Origin of the sequence: Serratia sp. (in: enterobacteria) (assembly GCF_052400455.1) — a bacterium.
Lineage (GTDB): Bacteria > Pseudomonadota > Gammaproteobacteria > Enterobacterales > Enterobacteriaceae > Serratia > Serratia ureilytica.
The window spans coordinates 4,853,420-4,870,140 of sequence record NZ_CP185812.1 but is presented as its reverse complement, the minus strand read 5'-3'; the positions used below and the strand labels follow the sequence as shown (position 1 = coordinate 4,870,140).

At 62.1% G+C, this 16,721-nt stretch carries 15 protein-coding genes; 4 read left to right on the top strand and 11 right to left on the bottom strand.

Features of this window, described 5'->3' with window-relative positions:
• Nucleotides 1-93: 93 nt before the first annotated feature.
• Complete coding sequence (gene gorA, locus ACORQT_RS23370) at nt 94-1,446, bottom strand: glutathione-disulfide reductase (RefSeq protein WP_047026523.1); 1,353 nt, start codon at nt 1,444-1,446, stop codon at nt 94-96.
• A 130-nt stretch (nt 1,447-1,576) separates the two neighbouring features.
• Nucleotides 1,577-2,419 (bottom strand): 23S rRNA (adenine(2030)-N(6))-methyltransferase RlmJ, encoded by an 843-nt coding sequence (locus tag ACORQT_RS23365; protein WP_033636386.1) that lies wholly within the window; start codon nt 2,417-2,419, stop codon nt 1,577-1,579.
• 135 nt (nt 2,420-2,554) lie between these two features.
• On the opposite strand from ACORQT_RS23365, the gene ACORQT_RS23360 reads away from it, so the two are divergent.
• The 4 genes from ACORQT_RS23360 to rsmJ all read left to right on the top strand — a co-directional run bounded on the left by ACORQT_RS23360 (nt 2,555) and on the right by rsmJ (nt 6,353).
• Nucleotides 2,555-2,959: an ASCH domain-containing protein gene (locus tag ACORQT_RS23360; protein ID WP_047026522.1), complete on the top strand. Its 405-nt coding sequence runs from the start codon at nt 2,555-2,557 to the stop codon at nt 2,957-2,959.
• A gap of 16 nt (nt 2,960-2,975) precedes the next feature.
• Nucleotides 2,976-3,437, top strand: coding sequence for an HIT family protein (locus ACORQT_RS23355; RefSeq protein ID WP_042785540.1), 462 nt, complete (start codon nt 2,976-2,978; stop codon nt 3,435-3,437).
• Nucleotides 3,438-3,555: 118 nt separating this feature from the next.
• Complete coding sequence (gene prlC, locus ACORQT_RS23350; RefSeq protein WP_033645356.1) at nt 3,556-5,598, top strand: oligopeptidase A; 2,043 nt, start codon at nt 3,556-3,558, stop codon at nt 5,596-5,598.
• Between the two features lie 8 nt (nt 5,599-5,606).
• Nucleotides 5,607-6,353 carry a 16S rRNA (guanine(1516)-N(2))-methyltransferase RsmJ gene (rsmJ, locus tag ACORQT_RS23345; protein WP_033645355.1) on the top strand — a complete coding sequence of 249 codons (747 nt, stop codon included), beginning with the start codon at nt 5,607-5,609 and terminating at the stop codon, nt 6,351-6,353.
• A gap of 28 nt (nt 6,354-6,381) precedes the next feature.
• Here the strand turns inward: rsmJ and ACORQT_RS23340 are convergent, their stop codons facing one another.
• From ACORQT_RS23340 to ACORQT_RS23300, 9 genes are all read right to left on the bottom strand, one after another.
• A complete protein-coding gene (locus tag ACORQT_RS23340) occupies nt 6,382-6,981 on the bottom strand; it encodes a KpsF/GutQ family sugar-phosphate isomerase (RefSeq protein WP_033645354.1) in 600 nt (199 codons plus the stop codon).
• Complete coding sequence (locus tag ACORQT_RS23335; protein WP_042785537.1) at nt 6,981-8,618, bottom strand: FGGY-family carbohydrate kinase; 1,638 nt, start codon at nt 8,616-8,618, stop codon at nt 6,981-6,983. The genes ACORQT_RS23340 and ACORQT_RS23335 overlap by 1 nt, the downstream gene beginning before the upstream one ends.
• Before the next feature lie 10 nt (nt 8,619-8,628).
• The gene (locus ACORQT_RS23330) at nt 8,629-9,582 is read right to left on the bottom strand and encodes an ABC transporter permease (RefSeq protein WP_016930441.1); all 954 of its coding nucleotides are present in this window, start codon (nt 9,580-9,582) and stop codon (nt 8,629-8,631) included.
• 1 nt (nt 9,583) lies between these two features.
• Nucleotides 9,584-10,573, bottom strand: a complete 990-nt coding sequence (locus ACORQT_RS23325; protein ID WP_015379367.1) for an ABC transporter permease — start codon at nt 10,571-10,573, stop codon at nt 9,584-9,586.
• Nucleotides 10,566-12,065 carry a sugar ABC transporter ATP-binding protein gene (locus ACORQT_RS23320; RefSeq protein ID WP_028128101.1) on the bottom strand — a complete coding sequence of 500 codons (1,500 nt, stop codon included), beginning with the start codon at nt 12,063-12,065 and terminating at the stop codon, nt 10,566-10,568. The genes ACORQT_RS23325 and ACORQT_RS23320 overlap by 8 nt, the downstream gene beginning before the upstream one ends.
• Nucleotides 12,066-12,170: 105 nt before the next feature.
• Nucleotides 12,171-13,157 carry an autoinducer 2 ABC transporter substrate-binding protein gene (locus tag ACORQT_RS23315; RefSeq protein WP_164057856.1) on the bottom strand — a complete coding sequence of 329 codons (987 nt, stop codon included), beginning with the start codon at nt 13,155-13,157 and terminating at the stop codon, nt 12,171-12,173.
• Between the two features lie 329 nt (nt 13,158-13,486).
• Complete coding sequence (gene gdhA / locus ACORQT_RS23310) at nt 13,487-14,830, bottom strand: NADP-specific glutamate dehydrogenase (RefSeq protein ID WP_016930438.1); 1,344 nt, start codon at nt 14,828-14,830, stop codon at nt 13,487-13,489.
• A 200-nt stretch (nt 14,831-15,030) separates the two neighbouring features.
• Complete coding sequence (gene uspA / locus ACORQT_RS23305; protein WP_004930988.1) at nt 15,031-15,468, bottom strand: universal stress protein UspA; 438 nt, start codon at nt 15,466-15,468, stop codon at nt 15,031-15,033.
• Nucleotides 15,469-15,735: 267 nt separating this feature from the next.
• Nucleotides 15,736-16,644 carry a LysR family transcriptional regulator gene (locus ACORQT_RS23300; protein WP_042785536.1) on the bottom strand — a complete coding sequence of 303 codons (909 nt, stop codon included), beginning with the start codon at nt 16,642-16,644 and terminating at the stop codon, nt 15,736-15,738.
• Between the last annotated feature and the right edge of the window lie 77 nt (nt 16,645-16,721).

Genomic DNA, 16,721 nt, shown 5'->3' with positions numbered 1-16,721 from the left:
AGAAAAAGCAGGCGGGTGCGAAGGGAATAGTAAACCGCACAAAAAGAACAGGCCGGTATTTACCCCGGCCTGAGAGTGGGATAAACGTAGCGCTTAGCGCATGGTGACGAACTCTTCCGCCGCAGTCGGGTGGATAGCCACGGTGTTGTCGAAGTCCTTCTTGGTGGCGCCCATCTTCACCGCCACCGCGAAGCCCTGCAGGATCTCGTCCATGCCGAAGCCGATGCCGTGCAGGCCGACGATTTTCTCTTCTTTACCCGCGCACACCAGCTTCATGCGGCACGGCTGGCGGTGCTGCGTCACGGCGCTGTACATGGCGGTGAAGGAGGACTTGTACACCTTCACGTTGTCCGCGCCGAATTTCTCGATGGCTTCCGGCTCGGTCAGGCCGACGGTGCCGATCGGCGGGTGGCTGAACACCACGGTGGCGATGTTGCTGTAGTCCAGGTGCTCGTCCGGCTTGTTGTTGAACAGGCGCTCGGACAGGCGGCGGCCGGCGGCCACGGCGACCGGGGTCAGTTCTACCGCGCCGGTGTTGTCGCCCACCGCGTAGATGCCTTTGACGTTGGTGTTCTGGAACTTATCGACGTCGATGTAGCCTTTCTCATTGGTTTTCACCCCGGTCACGCCGAGGTTCAGGTTGTCGGTCGCCGGTTCGCGGCCGATGGCCCAAATCAGGCAGTCGACGGTGAATGCCTTGCCGTTTTCCAGCTGCAGCGTCAGGCTGCCGTCGGCGTTCTTGACGATCGCTTTCGGCACCGATTCGGTGTGCAGGCTTGGCCCCTCGGTGTTCATCACTTCCACCAGGGTGTCGACGATCATCGGATCGAAGGTGCGCAGCGGCGCGTGCTTGCGCACGAACAGGTGCGTTTCCGCACCCAGCGCGTTCAGCACGCCGGCGATCTCCACGGCGATATAGCCGGCGCCCACCACGGCGACGCGTTTCGGCATGGCGTCCAGCTCAAAGAAACCGTCGGAGTCGATACCGTATTCCGCGCCCGGAATAGCCGGATGGCTCGGGCGGCCGCCGGTGGCGATCAGGATGTGATCGGCGGTGATGATTTCGCCGTTCACTTCCACGGTGTGCGCATCCACGAAGCGCGCGAACCCTTTGATCACGTCAACCTTGTTCTTGCCCAGCACGTTATCGTAGGAATTGTGGATGCGGTCGATATAGGCGGTGCGGTTGGCGACCAGCTTTTTCCAGTCGAAGGCGTTGACGGTGGTGTCGAAGCCGTAGTCCGGGCCGTACTGATGGATGGCCTCGGCGATCTGCGCCGCGTGCCACATGACTTTTTTCGGTACACAACCCACGTTTACACAGGTGCCGCCCAGCTCTTTGGCTTCAATCAGCGCACACTTTTGGCCGTACATGGCTGCCCGGTTGATCGATGCGATACCGCCGCTGCCGCCGCCAATTGCTAGATAATCGTAATGTTTCGTCATCTGGGATTTCCATGAGTTGTGAATTTGAAGAGGGTAAGAGTTTAACGCCTGACCGGGGTTTGTCGCAAAGATTGCGTCGATGGCTGCGATAGGCGGACGCAGGGCGCGACAAAGCGCGCCCTGCCGGGGATTATTCCGGTACCACCCAGTTGACCAGATGGTGGCCGATGCCCGACGGCACCAGAACCTTGTGCAGCCACGGCAGCACGTTTTTCATCTGCTGTTCCAGCTTCCACGGCGGGTTGATGACGATCATGCCGGAAGCGGTCATGCCGCGCTGATCGCTGTCGGGTTTCACCGCCAGCTCGATCTGCAGGATGCGGCGAATGCCGGTGGCTTCCAGATCGCGCAGCATGCGTTTGATCTGCTGGCGCATCACCACCGGGTACCACAGCGCGTAGGTGCCGGTGGCGAAACGCTTGTAGCCTTCCTGAATGCCTTTGACCACGTCCTGGTAATCGGTCTTCATTTCATACGGCGGGTCCATCAGGATCAGGCCGCGGCGCGACGGTGGCGGCAGCTGGGATTTCAGCTGCTGATAGCCGTCGGCGCGCTGCACTTTGGCGCGCTCGTCTTTCTGGAACTCGCTGCGCAGCAGCGGGTAATCGCTCGGGTGTAGCTCGGTCAGGTGAATTTTATCCTGAGGGCGCAGCAGCTGGCGGGCGATCAGCGGCGAACCGGGGTAGTAGCGCAGCGTGCCGGAACGGTTGAAGTTGTGCACCACGCTCATGTAGGCCGCCAGCTCCTCGGGCAGATCGTCGCGTTGCCACAGCAAGCCGATGCCTTCCAGGTATTCGCCGGTGCGCTCGGCGTGTTCGCCGCTGAGCTGATAACGGCCCGCGCCCGAGTGGGTATCCAGATACAGGAACGGCTTCTCTTTTTCCTTCAGCGACTCGATGATCAGGCTCTGAACGGTGTGTTTGAGCACGTCGGCGTGGTTGCCGGCGTGGAAACTGTGGCGATAACTTAACATGACGGGTGGCGGTTCCTTGTGCTCCGCAGACGGAGCATTCAATGCAATAAGGCTTATAATCTGCACAGTATAAACTGTCTGGCCGGGAAAAACCGGACTCCGTTGCCGCAGACGTTAACAGAAAGGGACAGGACGATGAGCAAACAGGCGATTTTGGCGAATTACCCCGACGCGGCGCGCTGGGCGTTCGGCGACGGCCCCGCGTTAGCCGACGAACTGCTGGGGTTGGTGCTGAGCGGGGATAAAACCGCCACCTGCAGTTCCTATGCGAGCTATCGTCGGGAACAAACCCCGAGGATCGGCGATTACAACATCGTTCTTGATGGCCGCGGCGAACCGGCCTGCGTGATCAGAACCCTGGCGCTGCGCCTGGTGCGCTACGACCAGGTGACCGCCGAGATGGCGGCCAAAGAGGGCGAAGGCGACAAAAGCCTGGCATTTTGGCGCGAGGGGCATCAGGCATTCTTTACCCGCGAGGGGAGCTTTGCGCCGGACATGTGGCTGGTATTCGAAGAATTCGAACGGGTTGAAACGCTGTGAATCACAAGGAGAAAGGATGAGCTGCATTTTTTGCGACATCGTGGCGGGCAAGGCGCCGTGCCATAAAATCTGGGAAGACGACGACCATCTGGCGTTCCTGTCCATCTTTCCCAACACCGACGGCTTCAGCGTGGTGATCCCCAAGGCGCACCACCCGAGCTACGCGTTTGACCTGCCGGACGAGGTGTTGAGCGCGCTGATGCTGGCGACCAAGCGGGTGGCGCGGCAGCTGGATCGCGCGTTCGACGACGTCGGCCGCTGCGGCATGGTGTTCGAGGGCTACGGCGTCGACCATGTGCATGCCAAACTGATCCCGCTGCACGGCACTGCGTCGCTGGAGCAGTGGCGGCCGATCGAATCGACCTCGCCGAAGTTTTTCACGCGTTACGAAGGCTACATTTCCTCCCACGATGCGGCGCGCGCCGACGACGAACAGCTGGCGGCGCTGGCCGCCCGCATTCGCCAATGCGCCGTTTAAGGCACGAACGATCAACGCCGGGCATTGATTTTCCTGTTGTCCGGCTCCATGTTAGAGATTCATACGCATTTTAAGGCTCGCCCTCGCGGCGGGCCCCAACGCTAATCAGGACTGCCCTATGACAAATCCGTTGCTGACCCCGTTTTCCCTGCCGCCGTTTTCGGCGATCCGCCCTGAAGATATCGTGCCTGCGGTGCAATCCGCGCTGGCGGACTGCCGCGCTGCGGTAGAGCGCGTGGTCGCGCAGCCGGGGCCGTTCACCTGGGACAATTTGTGTCAGCCGTTGGCGGAGTCGGACGATCGCCTGTCGCGCATCTGGTCGCCGATCGGGCACCTGAACTCGGTGAAAAACAGCCCGGAGCTGCGCGCCGCCTATGAGCAGGCGCTGCCGCTGCTGTCCGAGTACGGCACCTGGGTCGGCCAGCACGAAGGGCTGTACCAGGCCTACCGCAGCCTGAAAGAGGGCGCGGCGTTCGAGACGCTGAGCGTGCCGCAGCGCAAGGCGGTGGACAACGCGCTGCGCGATTTCGAACTCTCGGGCATCGGCCTGTCGGCGGACAAACAGCAGCGCTACGGCGAGATCGTCGCGCGCCTGTCCGAACTGGGCTCTACCTACAGCAACAACGTGCTCGACGCCACCATGGGCTGGAGCAAACTGATTACCGACGAAGCCGAGCTGAGCGGCCTGCCGGAAAGCGCCCTGGCGCAGGCCCAGGCGATGGCGCAGGCCAAAGAGCAGGACGGCTGGCTGTTGACGCTGGACATGCCGAGCTACCTGCCGGTGCTGACCTACGCCGACAACCGCGCGTTGCGTGAAGAGATGTACCGCGCCTTCGCCACCCGCGCCTCCGATCAGGGGCCGAACGCCGGCAAATGGGACAACAGCGAAGTGATGGCGGAAACGCTGGCGCTGCGCCATGAGCTGGCTCAGCTGCTGGGCTTTGACACCTACGCCGACAAGTCGCTGGCGACCAAGATGGCGGAAAGCCCGGAGCAGGTGATCGGCTTCCTGAGCGATCTGGCCAAGCGCGCCCGCCCGCAGGCCGAGCAGGAGCTGGCGCAGCTGCGCGCCTTCGCCAAACAGCACTATGGCGTGGACGAGCTCGACGCCTGGGACATCACCTATTACGGCGAAAAACAGAAGCAGCACCTGTTCTCCATCAGCGACGAGCAGCTGCGCCCGTACTTCCCGGAACAGCGTGTGGTGGAAGGGCTGTTCGAAGTGGTGAAACGCATTTACGGCATCACCGCCAAAGAGCGTAAAGACGTGGATACCTGGCATCCGGACGTGCGCTTCTTCGATCTGTTCGACGCCGACGGAGAACTGCGCGGCAGCTTCTACCTCGATCTGTACGCCCGCGAAAACAAACGCGGCGGCGCCTGGATGGACGACTGCGTCGGCAGCCTGCGCAAGGCCGACGGCACGCTGCAAAAACCGGTCGCTTACCTGACCTGCAACTTCAACCGCCCGCTGGGCGATCAGCCGGCGCTGTTCACCCATAACGAAGTGACTACGCTGTTCCACGAGTTCGGCCACGGTCTGCACCACATGCTGACGCAGATCGATACCGCCGGCGTCTCCGGCATCAACGGGGTGCCGTGGGATGCGGTCGAGCTGCCGAGCCAGTTTATGGAAAACTGGTGCTGGGAGCCGGAAGCGCTGGCGTTTATCTCCGGCCACTACCAGAGCGGCGAGCCGCTGCCGAAGGCCATGCTCGACAAGCTGCTGGCGGCCAAGAATTACCAGGCGGCGCTGTTCATCCTGCGCCAGCTCGAGTTCGGCCTGTTCGATTTCCGCATGCACTTCGAATACAGCCCGGAGAAAGGGGCGCAGATCCTGCCGACGCTGGCGGAAGTGAAGAAAATGGTGGCGGTGGTGCCTTCGCCGAGCTGGGGCCGCTTCCCGCACGCCTTCAGCCACATCTTCGCCGGCGGCTACGCGGCGGGTTACTACAGCTACCTGTGGGCGGAAGTGCTGTCGGCCGACGCCTACTCGCGCTTCGAAGAAGAGGGGATTTTCAACGCCGAGACCGGCAAATCTTTCCTCGACAACATCCTGTCGCGCGGCGGTTCGGAAGAGCCGATGGCGCTGTTCAAACGCTTCCGTGGCCGCGAGCCGCAGCTGGATGCTATGCTGCGCCATTACGGCATTAAAGGATAACCCGACACGTGAGCGTGTGTTTATTGTGTGAAGCAGGCGCCGATCCCGGCGCCTTGTCTGTTTTGGCGCAGCGCTGGCGGCTGACGTCCGACGACGACGCGCCGATGGCGCTGGTACTGACCCCGCAGCGGCTGGAGCTGCGCAAGCGCGACGAGCCGAAGCTTGGCGGGATCTACGTCGATTTCGTCTCCGGCGCCATGGCGCACCGGCGCCGCTTTGGCGGCGGCCGCGGCGAGGCGGTGGCCAAGGCGGTCGGCATCAAGGGCAGCTACCTGCCGGACGTGGTGGACGCCACCGCCGGGCTGGGGCGCGACGCCTTCGTGCTGGCGGCGCTGGGCTGCCGGGTGCGGATGCTGGAGCGCAATCCGGTGGTGGCGGCGTTGCTGGACGACGGCCTGCAGCGCGGCTATCAGGATGCGGAAATCGGCCCGTGGCTGCGCGATCGTCTGACGCTGCTGCACGCCTCCAGCCTGACGGCGCTGGCGGATCTCAGCCCGCGCCCGGAGGTGGTGTATCTCGATCCGATGTTCCCGCACAAGCAGAAAAGCGCGCTGGTGAAGAAAGAGATGCGGGTGTTCCAATCGCTGGTGGGCAGCGACGATGACGCTGACGGCCTGCTGGAACCGGCGCGCCGTTTGGCGACCAAGCGCGTGGTGGTGAAACGCCCGGACTACGCGCCGCCGCTGGCCGATGTGCCGGCGCACGCCGCCACGCTGACCAAAAGCCACCGTTTCGATATCTACATGCCGCTGTAATGTCTGCCGGGCCCGCGGTGTCGGGCCCTCAGTTTTCCTCCCGCAAACTTTTCCCCACGCCGCCGCCCGGATGCACCGCCAGCAAGGTGTCCTTATCGTAACCGCTGCGCGTCATCAGGCAGGTGCAGGCGGCGTCGAAGATCGCCAACACCAGCACAATTGAGGTGGTGGCCAGCATGTTCAGCGGATCTATCTCCTTTTGCACCCCGGTGGCGATCGTCAGCTGCGCCGCCTGCGCGATGGCGGAATGCGGGTTTTCCGTCACCGCGATCAGCGTCACCCCCTTGGCCTGCAGCGTCGGCAGCAGGCGGGTCAGCTCGTCGGAATTGCCGCCGCGCGAGATCAGGATCAGCAGATCGTCGGCGCGCAGGAAGCCCAGATCGCCGTGCGCCGCGCCGGTGGCGTCGAGATAGACCGCCGGCCGCTCCACGCAGGCCAGCATATGGGCTATCTTGCGCGCCGCAATCCCCGAGGTGCCGACGCCGGTGACGGCGATTTTACCGCGGCAGTCGGCCAGCAGCGCCAGCAGCCGTTGCCAGGTGCGCGCATCGAGGCGTTCGCCCAGCTGCGCCAGCTCCTGGCTGTAGGTTTGCCAGCCCTGCACGGCCTGCCGCCACTCTTGCTGCATCACGCCTCCTCCTGCATCAACCGGCGGTATTTCATGTGGTCGTTGTACAGCTCGTGGAACACCCGGTATTTGCGATCGTAGTAGCTTTTTATCTGGTTGGTCTGCGGCGTCACCGTCTTGCCGATGCGGCTCATGGCGCTCATCGCCTCCGGCAAGGTGTCGAACACGCCGGCCGCCACGGTGCCCATCATCGCGCCGCCCAGCAGCATCGCTTCGCTCTCCTCCGGCAGCAGCATGGCGCAACCGGTGGCGTTGGCGTGCTCCTGCACGAAGATCGGGTTCTTGGTGCCGCCGCCGCTGGCCATGATGGTGTCGATGCTGTAGCCGCTGTGGTTCATGGTTTCGATGATGTGGCGGGTGCCGAGCGCGATGGCCTGAATGGTGGCCAGGTAGTGCAGCGCCATGTCCTCCGGCGTGCGCGACAGCTTCAGCCCGGTCAGGATGCCGGTCAGCGTCGGGTTGGCGCGCGGCGAGCGGTTGCCGTGGAAGTACGGCAGCATGTGAATGTCCTGCGTCAGGAAGGCGATGTTCTCCGGCTCGCCGGCCATGCGGCGCAGAATGGCGTTCAGCACCTCATAGATGGTCTGGCCCTGAGTTTTCGCCTGCGCCAGCAGATCCTGATAGCACGGGTGCGACTGGATGACGTGGTCGATCAGCGCGCCGGTGGCGGACTGGCCGCCTTCGTTCAACCAGTATTCCGGCAGGATCGCCGAATAATACGGCCCCCAGACGCCGCCGATAAAGCGCGCGGTGCGTGACATCGCCATATGGCCGGTGGAGGTGCCGCCGATCAGCGCGACGCGGCGGTTGAAGTCGGCCACCTCGCCGGAGACGCCGGTGGCGCCCAGCGTGCCGAGGGTGCCGGCGTGGGCGTCGATGATTGACACGCTCACCGCCGTGCCGGCGATCAGCCCCATCTCGCTGGCGGCGCGCTGAGTCAGGCCGTGGCCCAGCGGCTCGCCCATCATTTTAACGTCGCTGCCGATCTTGGCGGCGTCGTGTTCCAGCACGTCTTCCAGCCCGATCTGCTGGAAGTAGCTCTTGTCCCAGCGCTGCTCGTGGCCGAGATAGGTCCACTTGCACACCGTCGAGCACAGCGAGCGGGTGGCGTCCTGGGTGGCGCGCCAGGTGAGGAAGTCCGGCAGATCGAACAGATAACCGGCGTTGGCCCAGGTGGTGGGCATGTGTTGCTTCAGCCACAGCAGTTTCGGCGTCTGCATCTCCGGCGAAATGATGCCGCCGACGAAGTCCAGCACCCGGTGTTTGGTGGCGTTGATGCGCTCGGCCTGGGCGATCGCCCGGTGATCCATCCACACGATGATGTTCTGCTCGGTGCGGCCGGAGGGGCTGACGGTCAGCGGTTTGCCTTCTTTATCCAGCACCACCAGCGAACAGGTGGCGTCGAAGCCCAGCCCTTTGACCTGGATCGGGTTGATGTCGGCCTGGTTGACCGCGTCGCGCACCGCATTGCACACCGCCTGCCAGATGTTATCCGACGACTGCTCGACGAAATCCGCCTTCGGCCGGTACAGATCGATGGCCCGGCTGGCCTGGCCGACCATGCGGCCATTGAGATCGAATACGCCCGCGCGCGCGCTTCCGGTGCCCACATCTACGCCAATAAAATAGCTCGCCATTATTTTCTCCTCAGGCTTTTCGATTCTGTAACGCGATAAACAGGATCAGCACGCCGCCCCACAGGGCCATGGTCAGGTAGCTGCTGACCCCCAGCAAATTGAGGCCGCTTTCCAACATTTGCAGCACGATCAGCGCCAGCACCAGCCCCAGAATACGGCCGAAACCGCCGTCCGGGTTAATGCCGCCCAGCACCGAGGCCAGAATGGTCACCAGCAGATAAGATTCGCCGTAGCCGGCCTTGGCCGAGTTGAACTTGGCCATCATCAGCAGGGCGGCGCCCCAGCCGAGCAGCGCCGACAGGATATACACCGCGATCTGCACCCGCGCGGTGTTCACGCCGCTGAAGCGGGTGGCCTGCTCGTTGGAGCCGATCAGGTACAGGCTGCGCCCCAGCGTGGTGTGCTCCAGCAGCAGCCACAGACCCACCGCCACCAGCAGGAACAGGATCAGCGCCACCGGCACGCCGAGCACGGCACCGTTGCCGAGAAATTGAATCGCCGCCGGGAAGCCGGAGATCACCGCGCCGTTGGACAGCAGAATATTCAGGCCGGTGATCAGGGTCATGGTGCCGAGCGAGGCGAGGATGGGCGAGACGCCTATCCAGGCTACCAGCGCGCCGTTGAGCGCGCCGATCGCCACCGCCACCAGCAGGCCGGCCAACAGCGCCAGCGCCAGGAACAGCGGCTGGTCGGGATGGCTGACGATGATCGCCGCCATCACCAGCGAACAGGCGTTGGCGCCGGCGATGATCGACAGGTTGATGCCGCCGGTCAGCATGGTGATGCCCATGCCGAGCGCCAGCAGGCCGAGGATCGGCAGCTGCGAGGCGATCGACTGGAAGTTGCCGAGGCTGAAGAAGCGCGATCCGAGCAGCCCGGCGAACAGCAGCGCTACCGCGATGATGATCGCGCCCTGCAGGCGAATGATCCGATCGTTTGGGATCAACCGAGTTAACTGCGTCATGTCAGATCTCCTTGAGCAGCTTGCGTTTTTCGTTCCAGGCGGTGGTGCTGATGCTGATCAAAATGATCGCGCCGCTGAATACCTGGTGCCAATAGGCCGAGACGCTGAGCAGCGTCAGCCCGTTTTGTAGGAAGGCCAGCAGCACCACGCCGAGCAGGGTGCCGGTCAACGATCCGCGGCCGCCGCTCATGCTGGTGCCGCCCAGCACCACCGCCGCCAATACCGTCAGCTCGAAGCCGAGCAGCGAGTTGGGCGCCACCGACTGGGTGATCTGCGCCTGGACCACCGCCGCGACGCCGGCCAGAATGCCCATATAGCCGTAGACGCAGAAGTGCAGCCGCAGCAGGTTCAACCCCAGGCGCGACGCCGCGTCGCGGTTGCCGCCCATGGCGTAGATCTGGCGCCCCAGCCGGGTGCGGTTCATCAGCACGCCGGTGACGACGATGGTCGCCAGCAGGCACAGCAGCGGCAGCGTCAGGCCGTAGTCGTAACCGTCGGCGCCCTGGAACGAGAACCAGTTGATGCCGTTCATGAACCAGTCCGGGAAGCCGTACAGCCAGGTGCCGTTGGTGGCGTACACCAGCAGGCCGTAGAACAGGTTAAGGGTGGCGATGGTGATGATGATCGCCGGCACCTTCAGCCAGTACACCAGGAAACCGTTCACCAGTCCGAGCAGCAGGCCGACGCCAATCGCCAGGGCGAACGCCAGCGGGAAGCTGCCGCCGTGCTGGATCACCCAGCTGGCCATCACATACTGCGCGATGGCGGTGACCGCCGGGAACGATATGTCGATGCCGCCGGCGATCAGCACCACGAACAGCCCGCAGGCCAGGATGCCGAGAATGGCGTAGCTGGTGGCGACGTCGGTCAGGTTGCCGAGCGTCAGGAACTCATCGGTGCCGGCGCTCAGGCCGATCGCCAGCAGCAGCACCAACAGGCCGAGATAAAACTCGTGCCGCCCGGCCAAGCGGGCCAATAATGACTTATCCATTCACCACCTCGGCGATCTGTTGTTCGGTACTCTGGTGCGGCGCGAACTCGGCGATCAACTCGCCTTTGCGCATCACCATCACCCGATGGCTGTTGTAATATGCTTCCGGGATCTCGTCGCAGATCATCAGCACCGCCATGCCCAGCTGCGCCAGATCGCGGGCGATCTGGTAGATCCCCTCTTTGTTGGCGATGTCCACGCCGACGGTGGGCGAGTCGAGGATCAGGATCTTCGGCTGGGTCGCGACCCATTTGGCGATGGCGATGCGCTGGGCGTTGCCGCCGGACAGGGTTTTCACCGGCAATGCGCTGTCGGACACCTTGATGTTCAAATCGCGGATCAGCCGGTTAACCAGCTCGGTCGCCTTGGCGTGATCCAGCAGCCCGAGCGAGGTATGCAGTCGATCGAAGACGGTGACGATGGTGTTGTCGTAGATCGATTGCTCCATGATCAATCCCTGCGTCAGACGATCCTCCGACACATAGCCGATGCCGTGGCGCACCGCTTCGCGGTTGTTGTGCAGCTGCACCGCCCGGCCCTCGATGCGGATCTCGCCGCTGTCCGGCCGCGTCATGCCGAACAGGCTGAGGCACAGTTCGGTGCGGCCGGCGCCGAGCAGGCCGACGATCGAGACGATCTCGCCGCCGCGCAGCGCCAGATTGACGTTGCGGTATTTCTCGCCGCGGCTGAGGTTGCGCACCTCGAGCAGCGGCGCCTGTTCGGCCGGCGGCAGCGGGGGCAGCGGGCTGTAATGGAAGCGTTGGCCGGTCATCAGGAACGCCAGTTCATGGCTGTCCAGTTCGCTGGCCGGCCAGGTGCCCACCAGCTTGCCGTCGCGCATCACGCTGATGCGATCGGCGACTTCCATCACTTCATCCAATCGGTGGCTGACGAACACCACGCAGATGCCGGCCGCCTTCAGTTCGTTGACCACCCGCAGCAGGCCGTCGACTTCCTGGCGGGTCAGCGAGGCGGTCGGTTCGTCCATGATAACCAACCGCGCTTCGGCGGCGATGGCGCGACAAATCGCCACCAGCTGCCGATCGGCGATCGACAGTTTTTCCACTTTTTTATCGGGATCGATGTGTACGCCGACCCGCGCCATGGCGTCCAGCGCCGTCTGGCGCATCACCCGCTTGCGCACCCAGAAGTGGCCGCCGGGCAGGTAACGGTGGATGGCGATGTTTTCCGCCACCGTCAGGTTAGGGAACAGCGACAGGTCCTGGTAGATCACCTGTATGCCGTAATAACCGGACAGCTGCGGCGTCAGGGCGTGGAAGAGTTTGCCTTCCAGCGAAATATTGGCGCCTTTTTCCGGCTGATAGACGCCGGAGATGATTTTAATGATGGTGCTTTTGCCGCAGCCGTTTTGCCCGGCCAGGCAGTGCACTTCGCCTTTATTCAGCGTCAGGTTGATCTGGTCTAATGCCAGCACGCCTGGGAATCGCTTGCTGATATTCTCCAGGGTGATAAATGCGGGGGAGGCTGTCATAACGTTAACCTGTGCTTGCGTAGCGGCCGAAGCCCTGGGCGCAGCGTTGCTGCGCCCCTACGAGGGTTTAACTACTTTCCCGGTGTGGCGAAATTACGCGAAAAATCAGAATCCGAGCGATTGGGCGTTGTCTTTGGTCACTTCCAAAATCTTATTAAACCGAATCACTTTGTGTTCCATATCGACGTCGGCTTTGCCGAGGCCCTCGATCGACAGGCCCTTATTCACTTCTTTGCCCTGCAGCAGCTGGTCGGCCACCGTCACCAGCGCATAACCGGCGTCTTTCGGATCCCACAGCAGCGCTTTCTTGATGTCGCCGCGCATCAGGTAAGGAGCGGCCTGCGCCGGCATGGCGATGCCCACCACCGCGATTTTGTCCTTGGCGCGTTTCTTGGCCACCGCCTGGCCGGCGCCGATTGGGCCGAGCGAACCGAAGCCGATGATGCCCTTCATCTGCGGATAGGTTTTCATCAGATCCAGCGTGGTGGCGTAGGATTTGTCGATGCTTTCCGCCACCGGCAAGCGCGAGGTGACTTCAAACATGTCCGGGTATTTTTCTTTCTGGTATTTGATGGCGGAATCGGCCCAGGCGTTGTGCAGCGGCACAGTCAGCGAGCCGACGTAGATCGCGTAGCCGCCTTTGCCGCCCATGTCTTTCGCCAGCTCATCGACGTTGGCCTGCGCGTATTTCTCGCTGTCGATGGTTTCGATGTCCCACTGGCCGATCTGCTGGTCCGGGGATTCATGGGTCAGCACCACGATGCCTTTGTCGCGCGCTTTTTTCAGCACCGGCTCCAGCACCTTGGCGTCGTTCGGCACCACGATGATGGCGTTGACGTTCTTGGCGATCAGATCCTCAATCACCTTGACCTGCGCGGCCGGATCCGGCGTAGACGGGCCGGTCTGGTAAGCGTTGACGTCGAGTTTTTTCGCCGCTTCGTTGACGCCCACTTCCATGCGGTTGAACCACGGAATGCCAGTCACTTTGGCGACCACGGCAATCTCATATTTATCAGCGGCGAACACAGGTGTTGTCGATAACATGCACGCAGAAACCACACATGCATTTAATAATGCGAGGTTAAATTTCATTAGCTGTACCTTTTTTTATCTGTAGGGGTGGCGGTTTTTCCACCGCTGCAGATTACAAAGGAATGGAAGAGGGAGCGTAGCCGAAGTTAATGAAATGTGATCTGCGCACATTTAAGTAAAATACTGGCGTATTTAGTGTTAAATAAATGTTTAATTATTTGGCGGTGGTAAATTTACTACCAATTAAACGGCCATAAATAACTTTTTATTAACTTTTAATTAACGTTTTTGCATCATTTTGATGGCTTGGACGCGGAAAAAAATGCCGGCGAAGGAGCCGGCATTGAAGCATTTAATCGATGTGTGAACAAGATCACCTTTTCGCCCGATTACAGCACGCCCTGGGCCAGCATCGCCTCCGCAACCTTAACGAAACCGGCGATATTCGCGCCGTGTACATAGTGGGTTTGCTTGCCCTCGCCGCCGTATTCCACGCAGGCATGATGAATATCCGCCATGATATGTTGTAAACGTACATCCACTTTTTCCGCCCGCCAGCCGATGCGTGCGGCGTTTTGCGCCATCTCCAGCCCCGAGGTGGCCACGCCGCCGGCGTTGGCCGCCTTGCCGGGCGCGAACAGCACCCCGGCGTCGAGGAAGGCGTCGGTGGCCTGGATGGTGGTCGGCATGTTGGCGCCTTCCGCCACCGCTTTCACCCCGTTGCGGATCAACGTCTGCGCCGCCTCGAGATCCAGTTCGTTCTGGGTGGCGCACGGCAGGGCGATATCCACCGGCACGCTCCACGGCTGCTGGCCCGCCAGGTAGGTCAGGCCGCGTTCGCGGGCGTAGTCCGCCACCCGGCCGTAGCGCTGGTTTTTGATCTCCGCCAGGTGCGCCAGCTTCTCGGTGGTGAAGCCGTCTTCGTCCACCAGAGTGCCGCCGGAATCCGACACGGTGATCACGCGCGCGTCCAGCTCCAACGCTTTCTCGATGGTGTACTGCGCCACGTTGCCGGAGCCGGACACCGCCACCCGCATGCCCTCAAAGCCCAAGCCGTGGCGCTGCAGCATGGCGTCGGTAAAGTACACCAGGCCGTAGCCGGTCGCCTCGGGGCGGATCAGGCTGCCGCCGAAGGAGAGCCCTTTGCCGGTAAACACGCAGGCGGTGTTGTTGGACAGTTTCTTCATCATGCCGGCCATAAAGCCGACTTCACGGCCACCGACGCCGATGTCGCCGGCCGGCACGTCGGTGTCCGGGCCCAAGTGGCGATACAGCTCGGTCATCAGCGCCTGGCAGAAACGCATGATCTCGCCCTGGCTTTTGCCTTTCGGATCGAAATCGGAGCCGCCTTTGCCGCCGCCCATCGGCAGGGTGGTCAGCGCATTCTTGAAGGTCTGCTCAAAGCCGAGGAACTTCAGGATCGACAGGTTTACCGACGGGTGGAAGCGCATGCCGCCCTTGTAGGGGCCGATGGCCGAGTTGAACTGGACGCGAAAGGCGCGATTGACCTGCACCTGGCCGCGATCGTCCACCCAGCTGACGCGGAACTGAATGATGCGCTCGGGCTCCACCAGGCGCTCCAGCAGCGCTTGTTCGCGATAGCGCGGGTTGCGCTCGATAAATGGCCACAGCGAGGTGAACACTTCGCGCACGGCCTGCAAATATTCCGGCTGGTGGGGGTTATGGCGTTGTAACGAGGACAGGAAAGACTCTACCGATACGGCATATTCCATGGATAACTCCTTTTAGCATTAAATTTTCCCCCGCTATTTCTTATAGATTTGGGTATAGGTGATGCTCGGGGGAGGATGTTGTGTCTTTAGCGACTATATCATCGGAGGGCGGTTGATTATCAAGCGATTAATCGGCGTGGCGGCATGAAAAACGCCCGCAGGGCGCGGGCGTTGGGCAGTTAAGTTAGCAAGCGCTTACTTTATTCGTCTTCTTCGTCGCGCAGCGGCACGATCAGCATATCGATGTGCACGGTATTGATCAGCTGGCGAGCGGAAGACATCAGCTTGCTCCAGAAGTCCTGGTGGTGGCCGCACAGCACCAGGTCCATGTCGTATTTCTTGATGGCGTCCACCAGCACCTGCGCCAGATCGCCGCTGCCGCTCAGGGTCTCGGTGATCGGGTAGCCGGCGTTTTGCGACAGCTCGGTCAGCGCCTGGTGGGTTTCTTCAGAGATGCGCTTTTGCATGTCGCCGAGATTGACGTCGATAAGGCCAGTATAGAGATCGGAATAGTTGACATCGACGTGGATCAGAGAAACTTTGGCGTTATACGGCCGCGCCATAGAGACGGCTTTTTCTACCAGGATCTTGCTTTCCGGGGATAGGTCTACCGCGATCAATATGTGTTTGTAAGCCATAAGAATACTCCTTCCATAAACATGCCGATTAAAAAGGGTTAGCAGGCGTTCCGTGTACCCGCCTGGCGCTTTTGGTTCCATAGTATCATTCGGATAACGCAATGATATGTTGGGGCGATCACACTGCGCCGCATCGAAAATCTCTGCGCACGATACATTTCGTTGTACACCCGCGCGGCGAAAAAGCCTAAGGGTTATGCGGGTTTTAACGGTCTGACCGCTTGAATTATAAGCGTTATTAAACAAAGTATAGCGCTAAATGTGCAATCAGCGCTCCAGATGCGGTTGCAGCAGGCTTTCAAACCACTCATGAAACACCGCCAAACGGCGGGAACGCTGGCGGCGATGGGGGTAGATCAGGGCGATCGGCATGGAGGCGGCGCGGTAACCGGGCAGGACTTCCACCAGTTCACCGGCGTCGAGCAGGTGTTGCACGTCGTAGCGCGGGATTTGCATCAATCCCAGCCCGGCGCGGCAGCAGGCGATATAGCTTTCGGCGTTGTTGACCACCACCCGGCTGGGCAAGTCGAGCCGCTGGGTGTGGCCGTCGCCGGTCAGGTATTCCCAGGGGGATTCGCGGCCGGTTTTGGGCGAGGCGTAGCCGATGCTCCAGTGCCCCTCGGCGAGATCGGCGGGATGAAGAGGATGGCCGAATTCGCTCAGGTAGGCGGGGCTGGCGCAGTTGATCAGCGCGATATGGCCGAGTGGGCGCATCACCAGGCTGCTGTCGTGCAGATCGCCGACGCGCACCGCGCAGTCGACCCCTTCCTGCACCAGATCGATGGCGCGATCGGCGGAGCCGAGCACCAGCTGCAGATGAGGGTGGCGCCGCAGCAGGCTGGGCAGCGCCGGCGCGATCAGCCGACGGGCGATGCGGCTCGGCACATCGACGCTGAGCCGCCCGGAGGCCTGCCGTTGGCTGGCCTGAAACGACTGATCGATATCCTCCACCTCGGCCAGCAGCGGGCGCAGCCGTTCGAGCAGCTGTTCGCCGTCGGCGGTCAGCCGCACTTGCCGTGTGGTGCGGTGCAGCAGGCGCACGCCCAGCTGCGTTTCCAGTTGCTGAACGGCGGCGGACACCGAGGCGCGCGGCACCTCCAGCGCATGGGCCGCCCGGATAAAGCTGCCCATCTCTGCCACCTGTACGAATACGCGGTATTGATTGAATCTGTCCATCTCGTTGACCTGCTGTTCCTTGGCGCCGTTTCTGAAAGAGAGTGTAGCCGCATGGCGCGGTTGCGCGCGAGCAGGTG

Excerpts from the sequence above, each read along its gene's own strand:
- gorA (WP_047026523.1), bottom strand. The coding sequence starts at position 1,446 with ATGACGAAACATTACGATTATCTAGCAATTGGCGGCGGCAGCGGCGGT.
- ACORQT_RS23365 (WP_033636386.1), bottom strand. The coding sequence starts at position 2,419 with ATGTTAAGTTATCGCCACAGTTTCCACGCCGGCAACCACGCCGACGTG.
- ACORQT_RS23360 (WP_047026522.1), top strand. The coding sequence starts at position 2,555 with ATGAGCAAACAGGCGATTTTGGCGAATTACCCCGACGCGGCGCGCTGG.
- ACORQT_RS23355 (WP_042785540.1), top strand. The coding sequence starts at position 2,976 with ATGAGCTGCATTTTTTGCGACATCGTGGCGGGCAAGGCGCCGTGCCAT.
- prlC (WP_033645356.1), top strand. The coding sequence starts at position 3,556 with ATGACAAATCCGTTGCTGACCCCGTTTTCCCTGCCGCCGTTTTCGGCG.
- ACORQT_RS23340 (WP_033645354.1), bottom strand. The coding sequence starts at position 6,981 with ATGCAGCAAGAGTGGCGGCAGGCCGTGCAGGGCTGGCAAACCTACAGC.
- ACORQT_RS23335 (WP_042785537.1), bottom strand. The coding sequence starts at position 8,618 with ATGGCGAGCTATTTTATTGGCGTAGATGTGGGCACCGGAAGCGCGCGC.
- ACORQT_RS23330 (WP_016930441.1), bottom strand. The coding sequence starts at position 9,582 with ATGACGCAGTTAACTCGGTTGATCCCAAACGATCGGATCATTCGCCTG.
- ACORQT_RS23325 (WP_015379367.1), bottom strand. The coding sequence starts at position 10,573 with ATGGATAAGTCATTATTGGCCCGCTTGGCCGGGCGGCACGAGTTTTAT.
- ACORQT_RS23320 (WP_028128101.1), bottom strand. The coding sequence starts at position 12,065 with ATGACAGCCTCCCCCGCATTTATCACCCTGGAGAATATCAGCAAGCGA.
- ACORQT_RS23315 (WP_164057856.1), bottom strand. The coding sequence starts at position 13,157 with ATGAAATTTAACCTCGCATTATTAAATGCATGTGTGGTTTCTGCGTGC.
- gdhA (WP_016930438.1), bottom strand. The coding sequence starts at position 14,830 with ATGGAATATGCCGTATCGGTAGAGTCTTTCCTGTCCTCGTTACAACGC.
- uspA (WP_004930988.1), bottom strand. The coding sequence starts at position 15,468 with ATGGCTTACAAACACATATTGATCGCGGTAGACCTATCCCCGGAAAGC.
- ACORQT_RS23300 (WP_042785536.1), bottom strand. The coding sequence starts at position 16,644 with ATGGACAGATTCAATCAATACCGCGTATTCGTACAGGTGGCAGAGATG.